The sequence below is a fragment of the Gordonia marina genome, from assembly GCF_052036135.1.
Classification (GTDB): domain Bacteria; phylum Actinomycetota; class Actinomycetes; order Mycobacteriales; family Mycobacteriaceae; genus Gordonia.
Genome location: NZ_JBPSDN010000013.1, coordinates 42814 through 59030, shown reverse-complemented (window position 1 = coordinate 59030; position 16217 = coordinate 42814). Strand labels below are relative to the sequence as shown.

Annotated in this window: 17 protein-coding genes; 13 read left to right on the top strand and 4 right to left on the bottom strand. The window is 69.8% G+C overall.

The features are described 5' to 3' along the window. The first annotated feature begins 47 nt into the window (after positions 1–47). A complete protein-coding gene (locus ACSEEN_RS10470) occupies positions 48–581 on the top strand; it encodes a DUF2599 domain-containing protein (protein ID WP_298442784.1) in 534 nt (177 codons plus the stop codon). A gap of 115 nt (positions 582–696) precedes the next feature. On the opposite strand, the gene ACSEEN_RS10465 is transcribed toward ACSEEN_RS10470, so the two are convergent. Genes ACSEEN_RS10465 through ACSEEN_RS10455 form a run of 3 tightly spaced genes read right to left on the bottom strand, consistent with a single transcriptional unit; the run spans position 697 to position 3331 of the window. Next, the gene (locus tag ACSEEN_RS10465) at positions 697–1551 is read right to left on the bottom strand and encodes a metal ABC transporter permease (RefSeq protein ID WP_371307199.1); all 855 of its coding nucleotides are present in this window, start codon (positions 1549–1551) and stop codon (positions 697–699) included. Further along, positions 1548–2360 (bottom strand): metal ABC transporter ATP-binding protein, encoded by an 813-nt coding sequence (locus tag ACSEEN_RS10460; protein WP_440713132.1) that lies wholly within the window; start codon positions 2358–2360, stop codon positions 1548–1550. The genes ACSEEN_RS10465 and ACSEEN_RS10460 overlap by 4 nt, the downstream gene beginning before the upstream one ends. Next, on the bottom strand, positions 2357–3331 hold the full coding sequence (locus ACSEEN_RS10455) for a metal ABC transporter solute-binding protein, Zn/Mn family (RefSeq protein ID WP_440713131.1): 975 nt from the start codon (positions 3329–3331) through the stop codon (positions 2357–2359). Before ACSEEN_RS10455 ends, ACSEEN_RS10460 begins: the two co-directional genes overlap by 4 nt. 175 nt (positions 3332–3506) lie before the next feature. Between ACSEEN_RS10455 and mshA the strand changes: the two genes are divergently transcribed. The 7 genes from mshA (at position 3507) to ACSEEN_RS10420 (ending at position 10419) form a co-directional block, all read left to right on the top strand. Then, entirely contained in the window at positions 3507–4829 is a 1323-nt protein-coding gene (gene mshA / locus ACSEEN_RS10450; RefSeq protein WP_440713130.1) for a D-inositol-3-phosphate glycosyltransferase, read from the top strand. Further along, on the top strand, positions 4826–5425 hold the full coding sequence (locus tag ACSEEN_RS10445; protein ID WP_440713129.1) for a type III secretion system chaperone family protein: 600 nt from the start codon (positions 4826–4828) through the stop codon (positions 5423–5425). The genes mshA and ACSEEN_RS10445 overlap by 4 nt, the downstream gene beginning before the upstream one ends. 123 nt (positions 5426–5548) lie before the next feature. Then, positions 5549–7153 carry an AMP-binding protein gene (locus ACSEEN_RS10440; protein WP_247865165.1) on the top strand — a complete coding sequence of 535 codons (1605 nt, stop codon included), beginning with the start codon at positions 5549–5551 and terminating at the stop codon, positions 7151–7153. A 134-nt stretch (positions 7154–7287) separates the two neighbouring features. Beyond that, positions 7288–8031 (top strand): phosphoglyceromutase, encoded by a 744-nt coding sequence (locus ACSEEN_RS10435; protein WP_247865150.1) that lies wholly within the window; start codon positions 7288–7290, stop codon positions 8029–8031. A gap of 93 nt (positions 8032–8124) precedes the next feature. Beyond that, complete coding sequence (locus ACSEEN_RS10430) at positions 8125–8454, top strand: GNAT family N-acetyltransferase (RefSeq protein ID WP_247865149.1); 330 nt, start codon at positions 8125–8127, stop codon at positions 8452–8454. A gap of 105 nt (positions 8455–8559) precedes the next feature. Continuing rightward, positions 8560–9717, top strand: coding sequence for a sensor histidine kinase (locus ACSEEN_RS10425; RefSeq protein ID WP_371307194.1), 1158 nt, complete (start codon positions 8560–8562; stop codon positions 9715–9717). A gap of 12 nt (positions 9718–9729) precedes the next feature. After that, on the top strand, positions 9730–10419 hold the full coding sequence (locus ACSEEN_RS10420) for a winged helix-turn-helix domain-containing protein (RefSeq protein ID WP_247865148.1): 690 nt from the start codon (positions 9730–9732) through the stop codon (positions 10417–10419). Positions 10420–10651: 232 nt separating this feature from the next. On the opposite strand, the gene ACSEEN_RS10415 is transcribed toward ACSEEN_RS10420, so the two are convergent. Beyond that, positions 10652–11491, bottom strand: coding sequence for a DUF3109 family protein (locus tag ACSEEN_RS10415; RefSeq protein WP_298446458.1), 840 nt, complete (start codon positions 11489–11491; stop codon positions 10652–10654). 61 nt (positions 11492–11552) lie between these two features. Here ACSEEN_RS10415 and ACSEEN_RS10410 point away from each other — a divergent pair, with 61 nt between their 5' ends. From ACSEEN_RS10410 to proC, 5 genes are all read left to right on the top strand, one after another. Continuing rightward, positions 11553–12503, top strand: coding sequence for a Ppx/GppA family phosphatase (locus tag ACSEEN_RS10410; protein WP_247865146.1), 951 nt, complete (start codon positions 11553–11555; stop codon positions 12501–12503). A 63-nt stretch (positions 12504–12566) separates the two neighbouring features. Then, complete coding sequence (locus tag ACSEEN_RS10405) at positions 12567–13403, top strand: Rv0497 family membrane protein (RefSeq protein WP_298446459.1); 837 nt, start codon at positions 12567–12569, stop codon at positions 13401–13403. 16 nt (positions 13404–13419) lie between these two features. Continuing rightward, positions 13420–14301 (top strand): sugar phosphate isomerase/epimerase family protein, encoded by an 882-nt coding sequence (locus ACSEEN_RS10400; protein WP_298446460.1) that lies wholly within the window; start codon positions 13420–13422, stop codon positions 14299–14301. Further along, positions 14282–15154, top strand: a complete 873-nt coding sequence (locus tag ACSEEN_RS10395; RefSeq protein ID WP_247865143.1) for a thioesterase family protein — start codon at positions 14282–14284, stop codon at positions 15152–15154. Before ACSEEN_RS10400 ends, ACSEEN_RS10395 begins: the two co-directional genes overlap by 20 nt. Before the next feature lie 51 nt (positions 15155–15205). Further along, positions 15206–16084 (top strand): pyrroline-5-carboxylate reductase, encoded by an 879-nt coding sequence (proC, locus tag ACSEEN_RS10390; RefSeq protein WP_298446461.1) that lies wholly within the window; start codon positions 15206–15208, stop codon positions 16082–16084. The last annotated feature ends 133 nt before the right edge of the window (positions 16085–16217 follow it).

Here is a 16217-nt window from a genome sequence, read left to right as displayed (position 1 = left end):
TTTCTGCAGATTTTCCTGGTGGACGATGTGGGGACGAAGTGAGATCGATGCGAACCTTGTCCGGCCGCGTGGTGAGCGGCCTTCTCGCCTGCGGGCTGCTCGTGGGCGTGCCGGTGGTGGTCGGCGCGCCCGCCGCTGCCGTTCCGCGGACCCAGCAGCAGCGCGATCTGGCCGCCGAGTTCGACGCCTACCGGGCCGGGAACTCCGGGGAGCGCGGTTTCCCCGGTCTGCCGTGGCCGGCCACCCGTCCCGGTCCCTACGTCGCCGCCGTCACGTGGGTGACGCTGCCGACCGGGCCGAGCCTGCAGATCCGTCCCACCGCGGCCGGCCGCCGTGCGACGGGCTGGGGCGTCCCGGATGCGGCGTGGCGCGAGGTGCTGGCGCTCGCTCCGGACGGCGGCGGCCCGGGTATGCGGGCGCAGTTCGACTGCCACTGGGTGTTCGCCCGGCTCGTCGATCCGAACAAGGCGAGCTGGAATCTGGAGCCGAACCGGCCGGTGGTCGGGGTGGCCGAGATGATCGCCACCCGCTGCAATCCCGGCTTCGCCGAGGAGCGCCTGACGAATCTGTCCCAACCGTGACGTAACTTCGCCGCGGACGGCCGACCCGAACGGAAACGCCGTGGTCGGTGCGGGTGGCGAGAGTGCCGGTACTGCCTGGACGTCACAGTACGGTCAGCCGGGCCCGCTACTCGGTTCAGTCGCGGGCGCGCATGCCCACCGCGCGGCAGATCAGATAGATCACGAACGAGATGGTCGTGACCAGCACCGACACCGGCAGTTCCGGCGCCAGCGACAGGATCAGGCCGCCGACCGAGGCGATCAGCGCGAACAGCACCGACAGACCGACCTGCTTGGCCGGCGAAGCGGTGAGGCGTGCGGCCGCGGCGGCCGGGGTGATCAGCAGCGACATCACCAGCAGCGCGCCGATGATCTGCACGCCCTGCGCGGCGGCGAGGCCGACCAGCACGGCGAAGACCACCGACAGGCCGCGCATCGGGACACCAGACGCGGTCGCCACCCGGGGATCGAGGCTGGCGAACAGCAGCGGGCGATAGATCACCGCGAGAACCGCGACCACCACCGCCGCGGTGACGGCGACCGCCAGCAGGCCGCCGGAGCCGACGCTGACCACCTGGCCGGTCAGCAGTGCGAAACCGGTGCCGGTACGGCCGTGCAGGTGCAGGAACAGCACGCCGAGACCGAGCCCGAAGGCCATCACCACGCCGATCACCGAGTCGCGTTCACGCGCACGGTTGCCCAGCCAGCCGAAGACGGCGGCGGCCACGACCGCGCCGATCACGCCGCCCAGGTTCACGTTGATCCCGACGAGCAGGGCCGCGGCCGCGCCGGTGAAGCTCAGCTCCGAGGCGCCGTGCACGGCGAAGCTCATCTGCCGGGACACGATCATCGGCCCGAGCAGGCCGCCGACCAGTCCGAGGAGGGCCAGTGCCAACAGCGACTGCTGGACGAAGGTGCGGGAGAGGAGATCGCCGGTCTGCGAGAAGTTCCAGAACTGGCCCATCTGGGCGGCCACCGTGTACGTGGTCATCGGGTGATCACCCGGGGCTCCTCCGTGTTCTCGTCGTAGGGGTGTTCCTCGCAGTGATAGTGCTCGCCCTCGCCGCCGACCACCACCAGGCGGCCGGCCACCTCGATCACCTCGACGCGGCTGCCGTACAGCTCGGAGAGCGTCGCCGAGTTCATCACCTCGGCGACGGTACCGATCCGGAACCGGCCGTCGACCAGGTAGAGGACGCGGTCCACGAACGGCAGGACCGGATTGATCTCGTGCGTCACGAACAGCACCGCGGTGTCGCGGCGGCGCCGACGTTCGTCCAGCAGATCGACGACCGTGCGCTGATTCCGCAGATCGAGGCTGGCCAGCGGCTCGTCGCACAGCAGGACCGCCGGATCGTCGGTGAGCGCCTGCGCGATACGCAGACGCTGCTGCTCGCCGCCGGAGAGCAGCCCGAACGGGCGATCCACGAAGTCCTGTGCGTGGACCTCGGCGACGGCGGCGTCGATCCGCCGGCGTCGTTCGGTGCGGCGCAGCAGACCGATGCCCCACGACGCGCCGTCGACGCCGAAGCCGACCAGGTCGCGGCCGCGCAGCGCCATCGTGTCGGAGTCGTCGGCGTGCTGCTGCGGCACGTACCCGAGTCGGCCGTGCACCGCGAGCGATCCCGAGGTCAGCGGCAGCCGCCCCAGGATCGCCCGCAGGAGGGTGGTCTTGCCCGAGCCGTTGGGGCCGAGCACGGCGATGAACTCGCCGGGTCGCACGTCCAGGTTCAGGTCGTGCCAGAGGACGCGGTCGCCGATGGCCAGGGTGGCCCCGGAGAACTCGATGACGGGGTTCATGCGTTGAGTGCTTGCTCCAGTTGCTGAATCTGCGCGGACTGCCACGCAAGATAGTCGGTGACACCGGCGGGCAGCGACTCGGTCACCTGGACCACCGGAACGTTCGACGTGCGCGCCACCTTCAGCAGCGCTTCGGTCGCCGGATCGACGGCCTGCGTGTTGTAGATCAGGGCGCGGACCTGGCGGCCGGTCAGCAGATCGTTGAACTTGGCGACGTCGGCGGCCGACGGCGACTGACCGTCCTCGACGGCGGCGGTGAACGACGCCGGGGCGACGTCGACCAGGCCGGCCTCGGTCAGCAGGTAGCCCGCCAGCGGCTCGGTGGCGGCGACCTTCGCGCCGTCGTGGCGGGCCTTGATCGCGGCCAGCCGATCGCGCAGGCCGGTGATCCCGGTGTTGAACTTGGCGGCGTTGTCCTTGTAGTACTGGGCGTTCTTGGGGGAGACCTTGCCGAGCTTCTCGGCGGTCTGGTCCGCCACCTTCCCGACGACGGTGAGGTCGTAGAAGACGTGCTCGTTCACACCGCCGTGGTCGTGGTGATGGCCCTCGTCGCCGTGGTCGTGGTCGTCCTGGGTGGCGTCACCCGCGCCGCCGGGGAGCAGCGAGACGGCGTTCACCTTGTACGCCTTGGAGTTCTTGGCGGCCGTCTCCATGTAGGCGTCGTAGTCGAGGCCGTTGAACACCAGGACGTCGGCGTCCTCGATCTTGGCGGTGTCGGCCATCGACGGCTCGAACTCGTGCGGGTCGGAGCCGGGCGAGTGGAACAGCGAGGTGACGGTGCCGTGGTCGCCGACCACCGCGCTCGCCACCGAGCCCCAGACGTCGGTGGAGGCGACGACGGTCGGGTTGTCGGTCTCCTTCGGGACCTCGCTGTCGCTGCCGCAGGCGACGGCGGCGAAGCCGGTCGCGGCGATCAGAGTGGTGGCGGCGAGACGACGCAGCGCGACGCGCCGGGTGAGGGTGGCTTTCATCAGCGAGTCCGAACCTTCCGATAATGACAATCGTTGCTGACAGCAGTCTAGGGAGAGGTGCGGTGCACCACTAATCTCCAACCGTGCATAGATGTGCCCGGGGAAGACGTTCGCGGTGGGGCCGGGGCGCCGAGGACCGGAAAGAGACTTGGGCGACATGCCATAGGCTGGATCCATGACCGGTGGACTGCGGCCGCGACGCCTCGCGCTGATCTCGGTGCACACCTCGCCCCTCGCGCAGCCGGGTATCGGCGATGCCGGTGGAATGAACGTCTACGTGTGGCAGACCGCGACCCGCCTGGCGCGCCGCGGGATCGAGGTCGAGATCTTCACGCGGGCGACGTCGTCCGATGATGCGCCGGTGGTGCACGCCGCCCCGGGCGTGCTGGTCCGGCACGTGGTGGCCGGGCCGTTCGACGGCCTCGACAAGCGTGATCTGCCCGGCCAGCTGTGCGCTTTCTCGGCCAACGTGCTGCGCGCCGAGGCCGCCGAGCCCGGCGGCTACTACGACCTGATCCATTCGCACTACTGGCTCTCCGGCCAGGTCGGATGGCTGGCGCGGGATCGCTGGAAGGTTCCGCTGGTGCACACCGCGCACACCCTCGCCGCGGTGAAGAACGCGTCTCTCGCCGGGGGTGACACCGCCGAGCCGATGGGCCGGGTGATCGGCGAGCAGCAGGTGGTGGACGAGGCCGACCGGCTGATCGCCAACACCGCCACCGAGTTCGCCGAACTCGTCGATCACTACGGGGCCGACCCGGACAAGATCGACGTGGTGGTGCCCGGCGCGGACCTGGACTGCTATTCCCCGGGAGACAAGTCGGCGGCGCGGGCCGCGCTGGGTCTGGACGACGGCGATGTCCTGGTGACCTTCGTCGGGCGCATCCAGCCGCTGAAGGCTCCCGACGTGCTGCTCGCCGCGATGGCCCCGCTGATCAGGTCCGATCCGACCGGGCGGCGGAAACTGCTGATCGTGGGCGGGCCGTCCGGCACCGGACTGGAGCGGCCGACGGTGCTGACCGAGCTCGCCCGTGACCTGGGTGTCGCCGACCGGGTGGTCTTCCGTCCGCCGCAGTCGCCGGCGGTGCTCGCGCAGGTGTACCGCGCGTCGGATCTCGTCGCGGTGCCCAGTTTCTCGGAGAGTTTCGGGCTCGTGGCCGTCGAGGCGCAAGCGTGCGGGGTGCCGGTGATCGCGGCGAACGTCGGCGGCCTGGGCGTCGCCGTCGACGACGGGGTGACCGGCCGGCTCGTCGCCGGGCACGACATCGACGAGTGGACGGCGCAGCTGGCCGACCTGCTCGGCGACCCGGCGCGGCTGACCCGCTTCGGCGCGGCCGCCGCCGGGCACGCCGCCCGCTTCTCCTGGGAGCACACCACCGACGCGCTGCTGAATTCGTACAGCGCCGCGCTCTCCGGGTTCCGCCCGGGCCCCCGCTGGACTCCGACCGGACGGCTGCGGCGGAGCTGGCTCAAGAACCGACCGAGGATGGCAGGATGACCGCAACCGCGCAACAGAACCTGGCGGCGCTCGAGGCCGCGCTCACCGAATCCGGCATCGACTATGTGCGCAAGGACTCCGGCAGCGCGCGCGCCGAACACGTCGTCGTGGAACTGCCCGGCGAACGCAAGCTCAAGACCACGGTGCTGCTGACCGCTGGTGTGCACGGGGTGCGGGTCGAGGCCTTCGTGTGCCGGCGGGCCGACGAGAACTTCGCGTCGTTCTATCACTATCTGCTCCTGCAGAACCGGCGCATGTACGGCGTCGCCTACACCCTCGACAACATCGGCGACGTGTATCTGGTCGGCCGGATCTCCACCGACGCGCTGACCCGCGACGAGGTGGACCGGGTGCTCGGTCAGGTCTTGGAGTCCGCCGACGGCGACTTCAACAAGCTGCTGGAGATCGGCTTCCTCACCTCGATCCACCGCGAGTGGGCCTGGCGCAAGGCGCGCGGCGAGTCGATGGTCAATCTGCTCGCCTTCGAGCATCTGATCGACGAGGACAAACTGCCCGAGATCGGCCCGCTCGACGGTGCGGCTCCGGCCAGGATCGAGGAGGCGTCACCCGGCGGGGACGCCGACGACGACGAGTAGAACCACCCCGAGGCAGAATCGGACATACCCGATGATCTGCCGCGGCGCCGGGTGGCCGCCGTCACCGAAACCGTGACAATCACCATTGCTACCATTGCTCCGCACACCACCGATGGAGGGCCCATGAGCTTTCGCAATCCGTACGACGACGTCGAGATCCCGAATGTCAGCGTCTACGACTTCCTCTTCGGCTCGATCGCCGAGAGTGATCTCGACCGAGTCGCCCTGATCGACGCCAAGACCGGCGCCACCACCACCTACCGCCAGCTGATCGGCCAGATCGACGCGGCCGCCGGTGCGCTCGCCGCCCGCGGCATCGGCGTGGGCGACGTGGTCGCCGTGCTGTCGCCGAACATCCCGGCGTTCGCCACCGTGTTCCACGGCATCCTCCGCAGCGGCGGCACCGCGACCACGCTCAACGCGCTGTTCACCGAGAAGGACATCGCCAAGCAGCTGGTCGACTCCAAGGCCAAGATGATCGTCACCATCTCGCTGCTGTCGCCGCAGGCCATCGAGGCCGCGCGCGAGGTCGGCATCGACGACGCGAACATCATCGTTCTCGACGGCGAGGGGCAGGCCGCGAGCGGTCACCCGAACGCCGCCGACCTGCTCGGCGCCGGGCTGCGCGCCCCGGACGTGTCGTTCGACGCGGCCACCCACCTCGCGGTCCTGCCGTACAGCTCGGGTACCACCGGCAACCCCAAGGGCGTCATGCTCACCCACCGCAACCTGGTGGCCAACGTGGCGCAGATCGAGCCGCTCAACGGGATGACCCCGGACGACGTGGTCCTCGCGGTGCTGCCCTTCTTCCACATCTACGGCATGACCGTGCTGCTCAACGCGGCGCTCAAGGCGCGGGCCTCGCTCTTCGTGATGCCGCGCTTCGACATGATCGAGTTCCTCGAGGGCATCCAGACCCACAAGATCACCTACGCGTTCATCGCGCCGCCGGTGGCCGTCGCCCTCGCCAAGCACCCGATCGTCGACAAGTACGACCTGTCGTCGGTGCACACCATGCTCTCCGGCGCGGCACCGCTCGACGCCGAGTTGGGCCACGCCGTCGCCGAGCGCCTGAACCTGCGGATGCTGCAGGGCTACGGCATGAGCGAGCTGTCGCCGGTCAGCCACATCATCCCGTTCGACGGCGGCGAGAACACCCGCGGCGTGCTGGCTCCCCTGTCGTCGGTGGGCTGGCCGGTGCCGAACACCGAGAACCGGCTGGTCGACCCGGGTACCGGCGACGACATCGACATCCCCGCCGAAGGTGTTTCGGAGCCGGGTGAGCTGTGGGTGCGCGGCCCCAACGTGATGGCCGGCTACCTGAACAACGACAAGGCCACCGCCGAGACCATCGACGCCGACGGCTGGCTGCACACCGGCGACATGGCGACCGTCGACGCGAGCGGCTGCATCACGATCGTCGACCGCCTCAAGGAACTGATCAAGTACAAGGGCTACCAGGTGCCGCCGGCCGAGCTGGAGGCCCTGCTGCTGACCCATCCGAAGATCGCCGACGTCGCCGTCGTCGGCTCGCACGACGACGAGGGCGAAGAGGTGCCGAAGGCGTTCGTCGTGCTCCAGGAGGGCCAGGAGCTGACCGCGGACGAGGTGATGGCCTTCACCGCCGAGCGGGTGGCCCCGTACAAGAAGGTCCGCCAGGTGGAGTTCATCGCCGCGATCCCGAAGTCGGCCTCCGGCAAGATCCTGCGCAAGGATCTGCGCAAGTAGTCGTACGGACGACGACCCCGGGCCGGTGCCCCTGCGACTCCCGCAGGGCACCGGCCCGCGCCGTCCGGCGCCGCGGTCCGGCGCGGTCTGGCGGCTCGGCCTGCGGCTCGCCGACGATGTGCGAAACTGTGACCATGAGCAACGGCAAGCTGATTCTTATGCGGCACGGCGAGTCCGAGTGGAACGCCTCCAACCAGTTCACCGGGTGGGTCGACGTCGACCTCACCGAGAAGGGGCGCTCCGAGGCGGTGCGCGCCGGCGAGTTGCTCGCCGAGAACGGCCTGCTGCCCGACGTCCTGTACACCTCGCTGCTGCGCCGCGCGATCACCACCGCGAACATCGCGCTGGACAAGGCCGACCGCCACTGGATTCCGGTGCACCGCGACTGGCGGCTCAACGAGCGCCACTACGGTGCGCTGCAGGGGCTGAACAAGGCGGAGACCAAGGAGAAGTACGGCGACGACCAGTTCATGCTGTGGCGCCGCAGCTACGACACGCCGCCGCCGGCGATCGACCCGGACACCGAGTACAGCCAGGTCGGCGACCCCCGCTACGCCGGGATCGAGGTGCCGCTGACCGAGTGCCTGCTCGACGTGGTGAAGCGGCTGATCCCGTACTTCATCGACACCATCGCGGCCGACCTGCGGGAAGGCAAGACCGTTCTGATCGCGGCGCACGGAAACTCGCTGCGCGCCCTGGTCAAGACCCTGGACAACATCTCGGACACCGACATCGCGGGCCTGAACATCCCGACCGGCAATCCGCTGGTCTACGAGCTCGATGCGAACCTCCGTCCGATCAACCCGGGCGGCACGTACCTGGACCCGGAGGCGGCCGCCGCCGGTGCCGCCGCGGTCGCCGCACAGGGCAGCAAGTAGTTCGAACACGGCCCGCCGTTCCCGGCCCGCATCGCCGAGCCCACCCGTCGCACGCCACTGCGCGACCGGGTGGGCTCGGCTACATTGGAGGGCATGAGTGACGGGGCAATCACGGTGACGCATCTGGACGAGCGCGAGCGGTTCCGCGCGGAGATTCTCGACGAGGACGGTGTGCCGACCGAGGTCGGCTACCTCGACTACACGCGCGACAGCGGACACTCCGACGGTGACCATCTGGCGCTCACCCACACCGTCGTCTTCGCGCAGTACGGCGGGCGCGGTTACGCCGGTCAGCTCGTCCAGCAGGTCTTCGACCAGATCCGCGCCGACGGCAACAAGGTGATCCCGGTCTGCTCCTACGTCATCAAGTACCTCGGCCAGCACCCCGAGTACGACGACCTCGTCGTCAGTTCCAGCTCCTGAGCGCGGTTCACCTCGTGGACACTCGCGCGAATCTTCCGTGAACAGCGCGCTAACCGGCTCGTCTCAGGTCGCCCCTGCGGGTTGACTGGTCGTAGACTGCCGGTTGTGTCCGAGTCCACCGCTAGCCCGCGCGTGCCCGATCATGCGGCCGGGCTGTCGGGTCCGGCGTTCGTCGACGAGGGTGCCGTCACCTACAACTCCGACGGCTCGGTGAGCCGCGGTGGCCTGCTGAATCTGCTGGTCACCCACTCGGAGTCGGGACTGGCCGTGGTCGATGTGGACCACAACATCGTGCTGTTCAACCAGCGGGCCGTCGAACTCGGGTTGCTGCGCGACGTGCTCGCCGATCCGGTCGCCGAAGTGGTCACCGAGGTCTTCGCGACCGGTGTCGACCGGCACTTCGAGTTCGTGCCGCCGGTGTCCACCATGGGCTTCGTCTCCACCGGGCGCACCATGCCGCGGACCATCGAGAACGTGCGCTGCGTGGTGCGCCTCGCCGAGCACGGGACGTCCCGGTACGCGCTCGTCTACGGCGACGACGACTCCACCAACCTCCGTGTCGAGGCCACCCGCCGCGACTTCGCCGCGAACGTCTCGCACGAGCTGAAGACCCCGCTCGGGGCGATCAGCCTGATGGCCGAGGCGATGCTCGAGTCGCGCGACGACCCGGCCGCCGTCGAGCACTTCGGGCACCGCGTGCTACACGAGGCCACCCGGATGAGCACGCTGATCAACGAGCTGATCGGTCTGTCCCGTCTGCAAGAGGGCCGGATCGAGGAGTTCACCGAGGTCGACGTCGACGCCCTCATCGACGACGCGCTCTCGTCCGCGGCGGTGAGCGCCGAGGTGGGGCAGATCGAGCTGGTCAGTGACCGGCGGGCCGGTTACGTGGTGCCCGGCGACCGCACCCTGCTGCTCACCGCGCTCAACAATCTGCTCGTCAACGCCATCAACCACTCGCAGCCCGGCGACGTCGTCTCGATCAGCCGGAAGCTGGTCGAGGTCGACGGTCAGACGATGGCGTCGATCGCGATCACCGACCGCGGCATCGGCATCGCGCCGGTCGATCAGCAGCGCGTGTTCGAGCGCTTCTTCCGCGTCGACAAGGCCCGGTCGCGCGCCACCGGCGGTACCGGGCTGGGCCTGGCGATCGTCAAACACGTGGCGGCGAGCCACGGCGGCCACATCGGACTGTGGAGCCGGCCCGGCACCGGATCGACCTTCACCCTGTATCTCCCCATCCAGCCGTCCCCAGAAACATAAGGAACCCACGCCTTGACGCACGTATTGATCGTCGAAGACGAGGAAGCCCTCGCCGACCCGCTGGCCTTCCTGCTCCGCAAGGAAGGCTTCGAGGCCAGCATCATCAACGACGGCTCCGAGGCCGTCGGCGCCTTCGAACGGCTCAGCCCCGACATCGTCCTGCTCGACCTCATGCTGCCCGGCATGTCGGGCACCGAGATCTGCAAGGTGATCCGCGCCAAGAGTTCCGTGCCGGTCATCATGGTGACCGCCCGGGACAGCGAGATCGACAAGGTGGTCGGCCTGGAACTCGGCGCCGACGACTACATCACCAAGCCGTACTCGGCGCGCGAGCTGATCGCCCGCATCCGGGCCGTGCTGCGCCGCGGCGGCGTGGTCGCGGACGACGATGATGCGGCGATCGGTGTCCTCGAGGTCGGGCCCGTCCGGATGGACGTGCAGCGGCACACGGTGACGGCCGCCGGCAACGAGGTGACCCTCCCGCTCAAGGAGTTCGACCTCCTGGAGTATCTGCTCCGCAACGCCGGCCGGGTGCTCACCCGCAGCCAGCTGATCGATCGGGTGTGGGGCGCCGACTACGTCGGCGACACCAAGACCCTCGACGTGCACGTCAAGCGGCTGCGCTCCAAGATCGAGCCCGATCCGTCACAGCCGCGTCACCTCATCACCCTGCGCGGTCTCGGCTACAAGTTCGAGCCGTAGCGGTCGCGGGGCGACGTCTTTCGACTGAAGGCCTGAAGGTCGTCCTTCGGAGCCGCTCGCTTCACCTGGTCCGGTCCGCGGACTCGCTTCGCTGCGTCCGGGGCCGGAGGGACGGGGTGTCCGTTCAGCCCGTCGAGTCCGGGCCCGGAGGGTCGGGGTGTCCGTTCAGCCCGTTGAGCCCGGCCGAGGCGATAGCCGAGGGCGGTGTCGAAACGTCGCTTCGTGACGGTGGCTACAGCTGCTCGTATTTGAGGTCGCGATCCAGGCGGGTCGTGGCGGCGGCGGTGGCCGGGTGGATCGCCACGATGCCGAGGCGGGTGCGCTGCCGGCACGCGGCGGCCAGCACCTCGTAGGCGGGGGCGCCGAGCAGTTCGGTGAGCTCCGGCGCGTACGACTCGAAGACCGGCGTCGCGCCGACGTGCGCGTCGGGGGAACCCGAGCAGTACCACTGCAGGTCGTGCCCGCCCTCGCCCCAGCCGCGGCGGTCGTATTCGGTGATCGTGGTCTTCAGGATCTCGGTGCCGTCGGGCCGGGTGACCCACTCCTGCTCGCGGCGCACCGGCAACTGCCAGCAGACGTCCGGCTTCACGGTCAGCGGCTCCAGGCCGCGGCGCAGGGCCATCGAATGCAGCGCGCAGCCGGGCCCGGCTGCGAATCCGGGACGGTTCAGGAAGATGCACGCGCCCTTGACGGTGCGGGTCTTCAGCGCGGGCTCGTCGTCCAGATCACTCTCCTCCAGATAGCCGCGCTCGCCCAGCGGATCGGCCCCGGAGCCCTTCTTGAAGAACTGCCAGTCGTCCGCGGTCAGCAGCGCCATCCCGGCCGCCAGTCGTTCGCGGTCCTCGTCGTCGGTGAGATACGCGCCGTGCGAGCAGCAGCCGTCGTCCGGCCGTCCGGCGATGATCCCCTGGCAGGCCGGGGTGCCGAACACGCACGACCACCTCGACAGCAGCCAGGTCAGATCGGCGCTGATCAGGTGCTCGGGATCGGCGGGATCGAAGAAGTCGTACCACTCGTGCGGGAAGTCGAGCGGAACCTCGGGCGCGGGCCGGCGCGGTTGATCGGGGGACACAACGATCCACGGTAGTCGCGCGCAGTTCACACGAGCGCCGCTGACACAGTAATTTGAGCGGGTGAGACTCGGAGTGCTCGATGTGGGCAGTAATACGGTGCACATGCTCGTCGTGGATGCGAAGGCGGGCGGCGCACCGACCGCGATGAGTTCGACCAAGGCGGTGCTGCGTCTGGCGGAGCAGATCGACGACGACGGCCGGATGACCAAGGCGGGCGCCGACTCGCTGGTCAGCACGATCGAGGACTTCACCCGGATCGCCGAGTCGTCCGGTTGCGGCGAGATCATGGCGTTCGCCACCTCGGCCACCCGCGACGCGACCAACTCCGACGAGGTGCTGCGCCGCGTCAAGAAGACCTCGGGGCTCGACGTCGTGGTGCTCAGCGGCGTCGACGAGGCCCGGCTGACCTCGCTCGCGGTGCGCCGCTGGTACGGTTGGCAGGCTGGCCGGATCCTGGCCCTCGACATCGGCGGCGGGTCGCTGGAGATGTCGAACGGCGTCGACGAGGAGCCCGACATCGCGATCTCGCTGCCGCTCGGCGCCGGCCGCGTGACCCGCGAGTGGATCCAGGACGACCCGCCGGACAGGCGCCGGATCGCGGTGCTGCGCGACTGGCTCGATGCCGAACTCAAAGGGCCGGCCAAGGAACTCCGCGCACCCGGCAAGCCCAGTCTGGCGGTCGGCTCGTCCAAGACCTTCCGCTCCCTGGCCCGGCTCACCGGTGCCGCGCCGTCGAGCGCCGGCCCGCGCGTGCAGCGCTCGGTGACCCAGGACGGCATCCGTCAGCTGATCTCGTTCATCTCCCGGATGACGACGGCCGACCGGGCCGAGCTGGAGGGGGTCAGTGCGGACCGGGCGCCCCAGATCGTGGCCGGCGCACTGGTGGCCGAGGCGACGATGCGGGCACTGGGTGTGGATAGACTCGAGATATGTCCGTGGGCGCTGCGCGAGGGCGTCATTCTCCGACGACTCGACAGTGAGCCTGCGGGACCGATGACCACCGACCACTAGGATTGTCGGAAACCCGCGGGGGAAGCACTCGCGGGCCGCGCGAGCAGGATGGAGTGGCCGCTGATGGCGCAGGAGCCGGATCCCGATTCCCGACCGATCACGGTCGACGAGTTGATCGCCCGTACCTCCGACGAGGCCGCCTTCCCGCGCGCCGGATCGCCGTCGGTCCACCGCGACCACCCGGCCGACGACGCGGCGGCGCCGACCGCCTCGGGGATGCCCGGCTACACGCCGCCGGCCAAGACCCCGACGGCCCGCGTGGTCGGCGCGAGCGGAATGCCGGCCTACGTGCCCGCGCCGTCGACGCAGGTCGGCGGCGAGTCGGCGAACGTGGTCACCGGCATCATCCCGGTGGTCTCCGGCGACGAGGACGACTTCGCGCCGATCGACACCGGGAGCCTGCGGGCCGTCGAACGCGACGACCTGCTCGGCGAAGACCTGCCGACCGGTGAACAGCCCGTCGTCACCACCACCGCCGCTTTCGCCTACGACGATGAGACCGGGACGGCGAGCGACACCGAGACGGTCGCCACGATCGTCGCCGACGAGGATGCCGACCACCTCGCGAGCGCGAGTGAACTCGCCGCGGCGCAGCGGGCCGACGACGACGCGGCGGAGGCCGCGGGCGACACCGGCGAACACCGGCGCTCGCCGGTCTGGGGCTGGCTCGGCCTGATCGGCGAGGTGATCCTCGGTCTGGCGATCGGTGCCGGCCTGTTCTGGGGCTTCACCGTGCTCTGGAAGGAGTACGTGTACTTCGCCCTGGTCCTGGCCGTGCTGGTGATCTTCGCGATCGTGACCTTCGCGTACGTGCTGCGCAAGCGCGACCTGCCGACCACCCTGCTGGCGCTGGCGGTGGGTCTGATCGTGACGATCGGCCCGCTCGTCCTGCTGGTCTAGCGTCGAGGGAACGGCCGTGCGCCCCGAGATCCCGATCGGCCTGTCCACGGCCTCGGTCTATCCGCAGAACACCGAGGCGGCGTTCGCCTACGCGGCGGAGATCGGCTACGACGGCGTCGAACTGATGGTCTGGTCCGATCCGGTCAGCCAGGACGTCTCGCATGTCGCGCACCTGTCGCAGAAGTACCAGGTGCCGGTGCTCTCGATCCATGCGCCGTGTCTGCTGATCAGCCAGCGGGTGTGGGGCCGTGATCCGTCGGCCAAGCTGGTGCGTTCGGTGCAGGCGGCGGAGGACCTGGGCGCCGACACCGTCGTGGTGCATCCGCCGTTCCGCTGGCAGCGCGAGTACGTGCGTGGCTTCGACCGGCTGGTACGACGCCTCGAAGCCGAGTCCGACGTCCGGGTGGCCGTGGAGAACATGTTCCCGATGCGGGCGGACCGGCTGTTCGGCAGCGGCACCCGATCGGCGCAGCGGATGGCCAACCGCGGCGGCGGGCCGGGACTCGCCGCATCGGCCTTCGGGAAGTCGATCGACCCGACCGATCACGGATACGACAGCTACACGCTCGACCTGTCGCATGCGGCCGCGGCCGGCGTCGACGCGCTCGCGATGGTGGAGCGGATGGGCGGCGCGCTGGCCCACCTGCACCTGACCGACGGGACCGGCGCCGCGACCGACGAGCATCTGATCCCCGGCGACGGCGGTCAGCCCTGCGTCGAGGTCTGCCGTCACCTGGCGGCCGTTGATTTCACCGGGTCGGTGGTGCTGGAGGTGCACACCGGATCGGCCAAGAGCAAGGCCGAGCGCACCGCGATGCTGACGCGTTCGCTGGAATTCGCCCGGCGCCATACCGATCGCAGTACCGCGGAGGAGACCGATGTCGACCGCACTTGGTGACCTGCTCGATCTGACGGTGACCGACCGGGCGCCGGATTCCAGTGCGATCGGGTACCGGGGGAGTATCTCCGCGGTGTTCACGATCGGGCCGAAGGTGCACGGCGGAAGCCTGCAGATGATGGTGGCCGCCGCGGCCCGGCGGGCGCTGAGCGACCTGGCCGAGCCCGACGCCGATCCGGCGCTGCTCGACGGGGTGTCGTCGCTCGCGCTGGCCAGCGACTACCTGGCCGCACCCGATCCGGACGAGGTGGACCTGGCGGTACGGATCGTCAAACGGGGCCGGACGGTGTCACTGGCCCACGTCGAGGTGACCCAGCGCGGCAGGCTCATGGTGTCGTCGACGGTCACTCTCGGACGCCTGGACACCGGGGAACCGCACCATCGGGGCGCCACCCCGGTCGACGACCTGCCGGCCGAACCGGTGCCCGGAGCCGTGGCGATCGGCGACTCGCCGCTCGGCGAGGTGATGCACCTGGCGCCGGCGCTCGACCTGTCGCTCGACCCGGACTGGTTCCCGGTGCTGCGCGGCGGGACCGGTGAACCCGCGATCCGCGGGTGGACCCGGCCGCGGGACGCGGCGGCGCAGCCGGAGACGATGGCTCTCGACTTCCCGGTGCTGGTCTGCGACATCTCGCCGCCGGTGGTGATGAACCTGGGACTGTTCGGCTGGGCGCCGACCGTGCAGCTCACCACCTATCTGCGGCGCGTTCCGGAACCGGGCTGGCTGCGCTTCGCGGCGACCAGCACCGAGGTGGGCCGGGGCATGTTCGCCGAGGATCACGTCGTCGTCGACGCCGCCGGTGCGCTGGTGGCGCAGTCCCGGCAGCTGGCACTGATTCCGGCGCGGCGCTGACCGGCCCGGGAGTCCAGGGCGATTTTCCGTGACGAGAACGAGAGTGGAGACATGACAGAGCGCATTGCGATCATCGGCGGCGGCAAGATCGGCGAGGCCCTGCTGGCCGGGCTGATCAACGCGGGGAAGCCGGTGCGGGACCTGGTGGTGGTCGAGAAGCTGCCCGCGCGGTCGGCGGAGCTGGCGGACGAGTACGGCGTGCGGGTCACCACGGACACCCGCGACGCCGCTGAGAGCGCGCAGGTGGTGTTCCTGGCCGTCAAACCGGACGCTGTCGATGACGTCCTGCGCGACCTGGCGCGCGCGGAGGATCACGGGGAGAGCGAGCGCATCACGGTGACCCTGGTCGCCGGGATCCCGACGGCGCGTTACGAGGCCGCGCTCCCGGCCGGCTCTCCGGTGGTCCGTGTGATGCCCAATACGCCGATGCTCGTGAACGAGGCGATGAGCGCCGTCAGCGGCGGGCGGTACGCGAACGACGACCAGGTGGCCGTCGCGGTCCGGCTGATGGAGACCGTCGGCAAGGTGATGGTGGTCCCGGAGAAGCAGATGGACGCGGTGACCGCGATCTCCGGTTCCGGCCCCGCCTACTTCTTCCTGCTCGTCGAGGCGCTCACCGACGCGGGCGTCGGACTCGGGCTGGCCCGGCCGCAGGCGCTGGAACTGGCCGCGCAGACGCTGCGCGGTTCGGGACTGCTGCTCAGCGAGTCGGGACTCTCGCCGGTCGACCTGCGGGCCGCGGTCACCTCGCCCGGCGGCACGACGGCCGCGGCGCTGCGTGAGTTCGAGCGATTCGGGCTCCGGCACGCGGCGAGCGAGGCCGCCCGGGCGGCCGCCGAGGTCAGCCGTCAGGCGACACGTCGAGTCGACATTGAGGGTTCTCGCGGGTCGGGTGCGTCGAACGCCGATTTGGGCGCCGACGAGCACTGACGCCACTACCTGCGATTTCTTCCGCTTTTCCGGTGTGAACCGACGCCGATCGGCAGGTTTTAGCCACTCACGTCGCATATTTCACATCCGCCACGTTAAGCTGCTGGCAGCACGTACGTGTCTATGTCCGCCG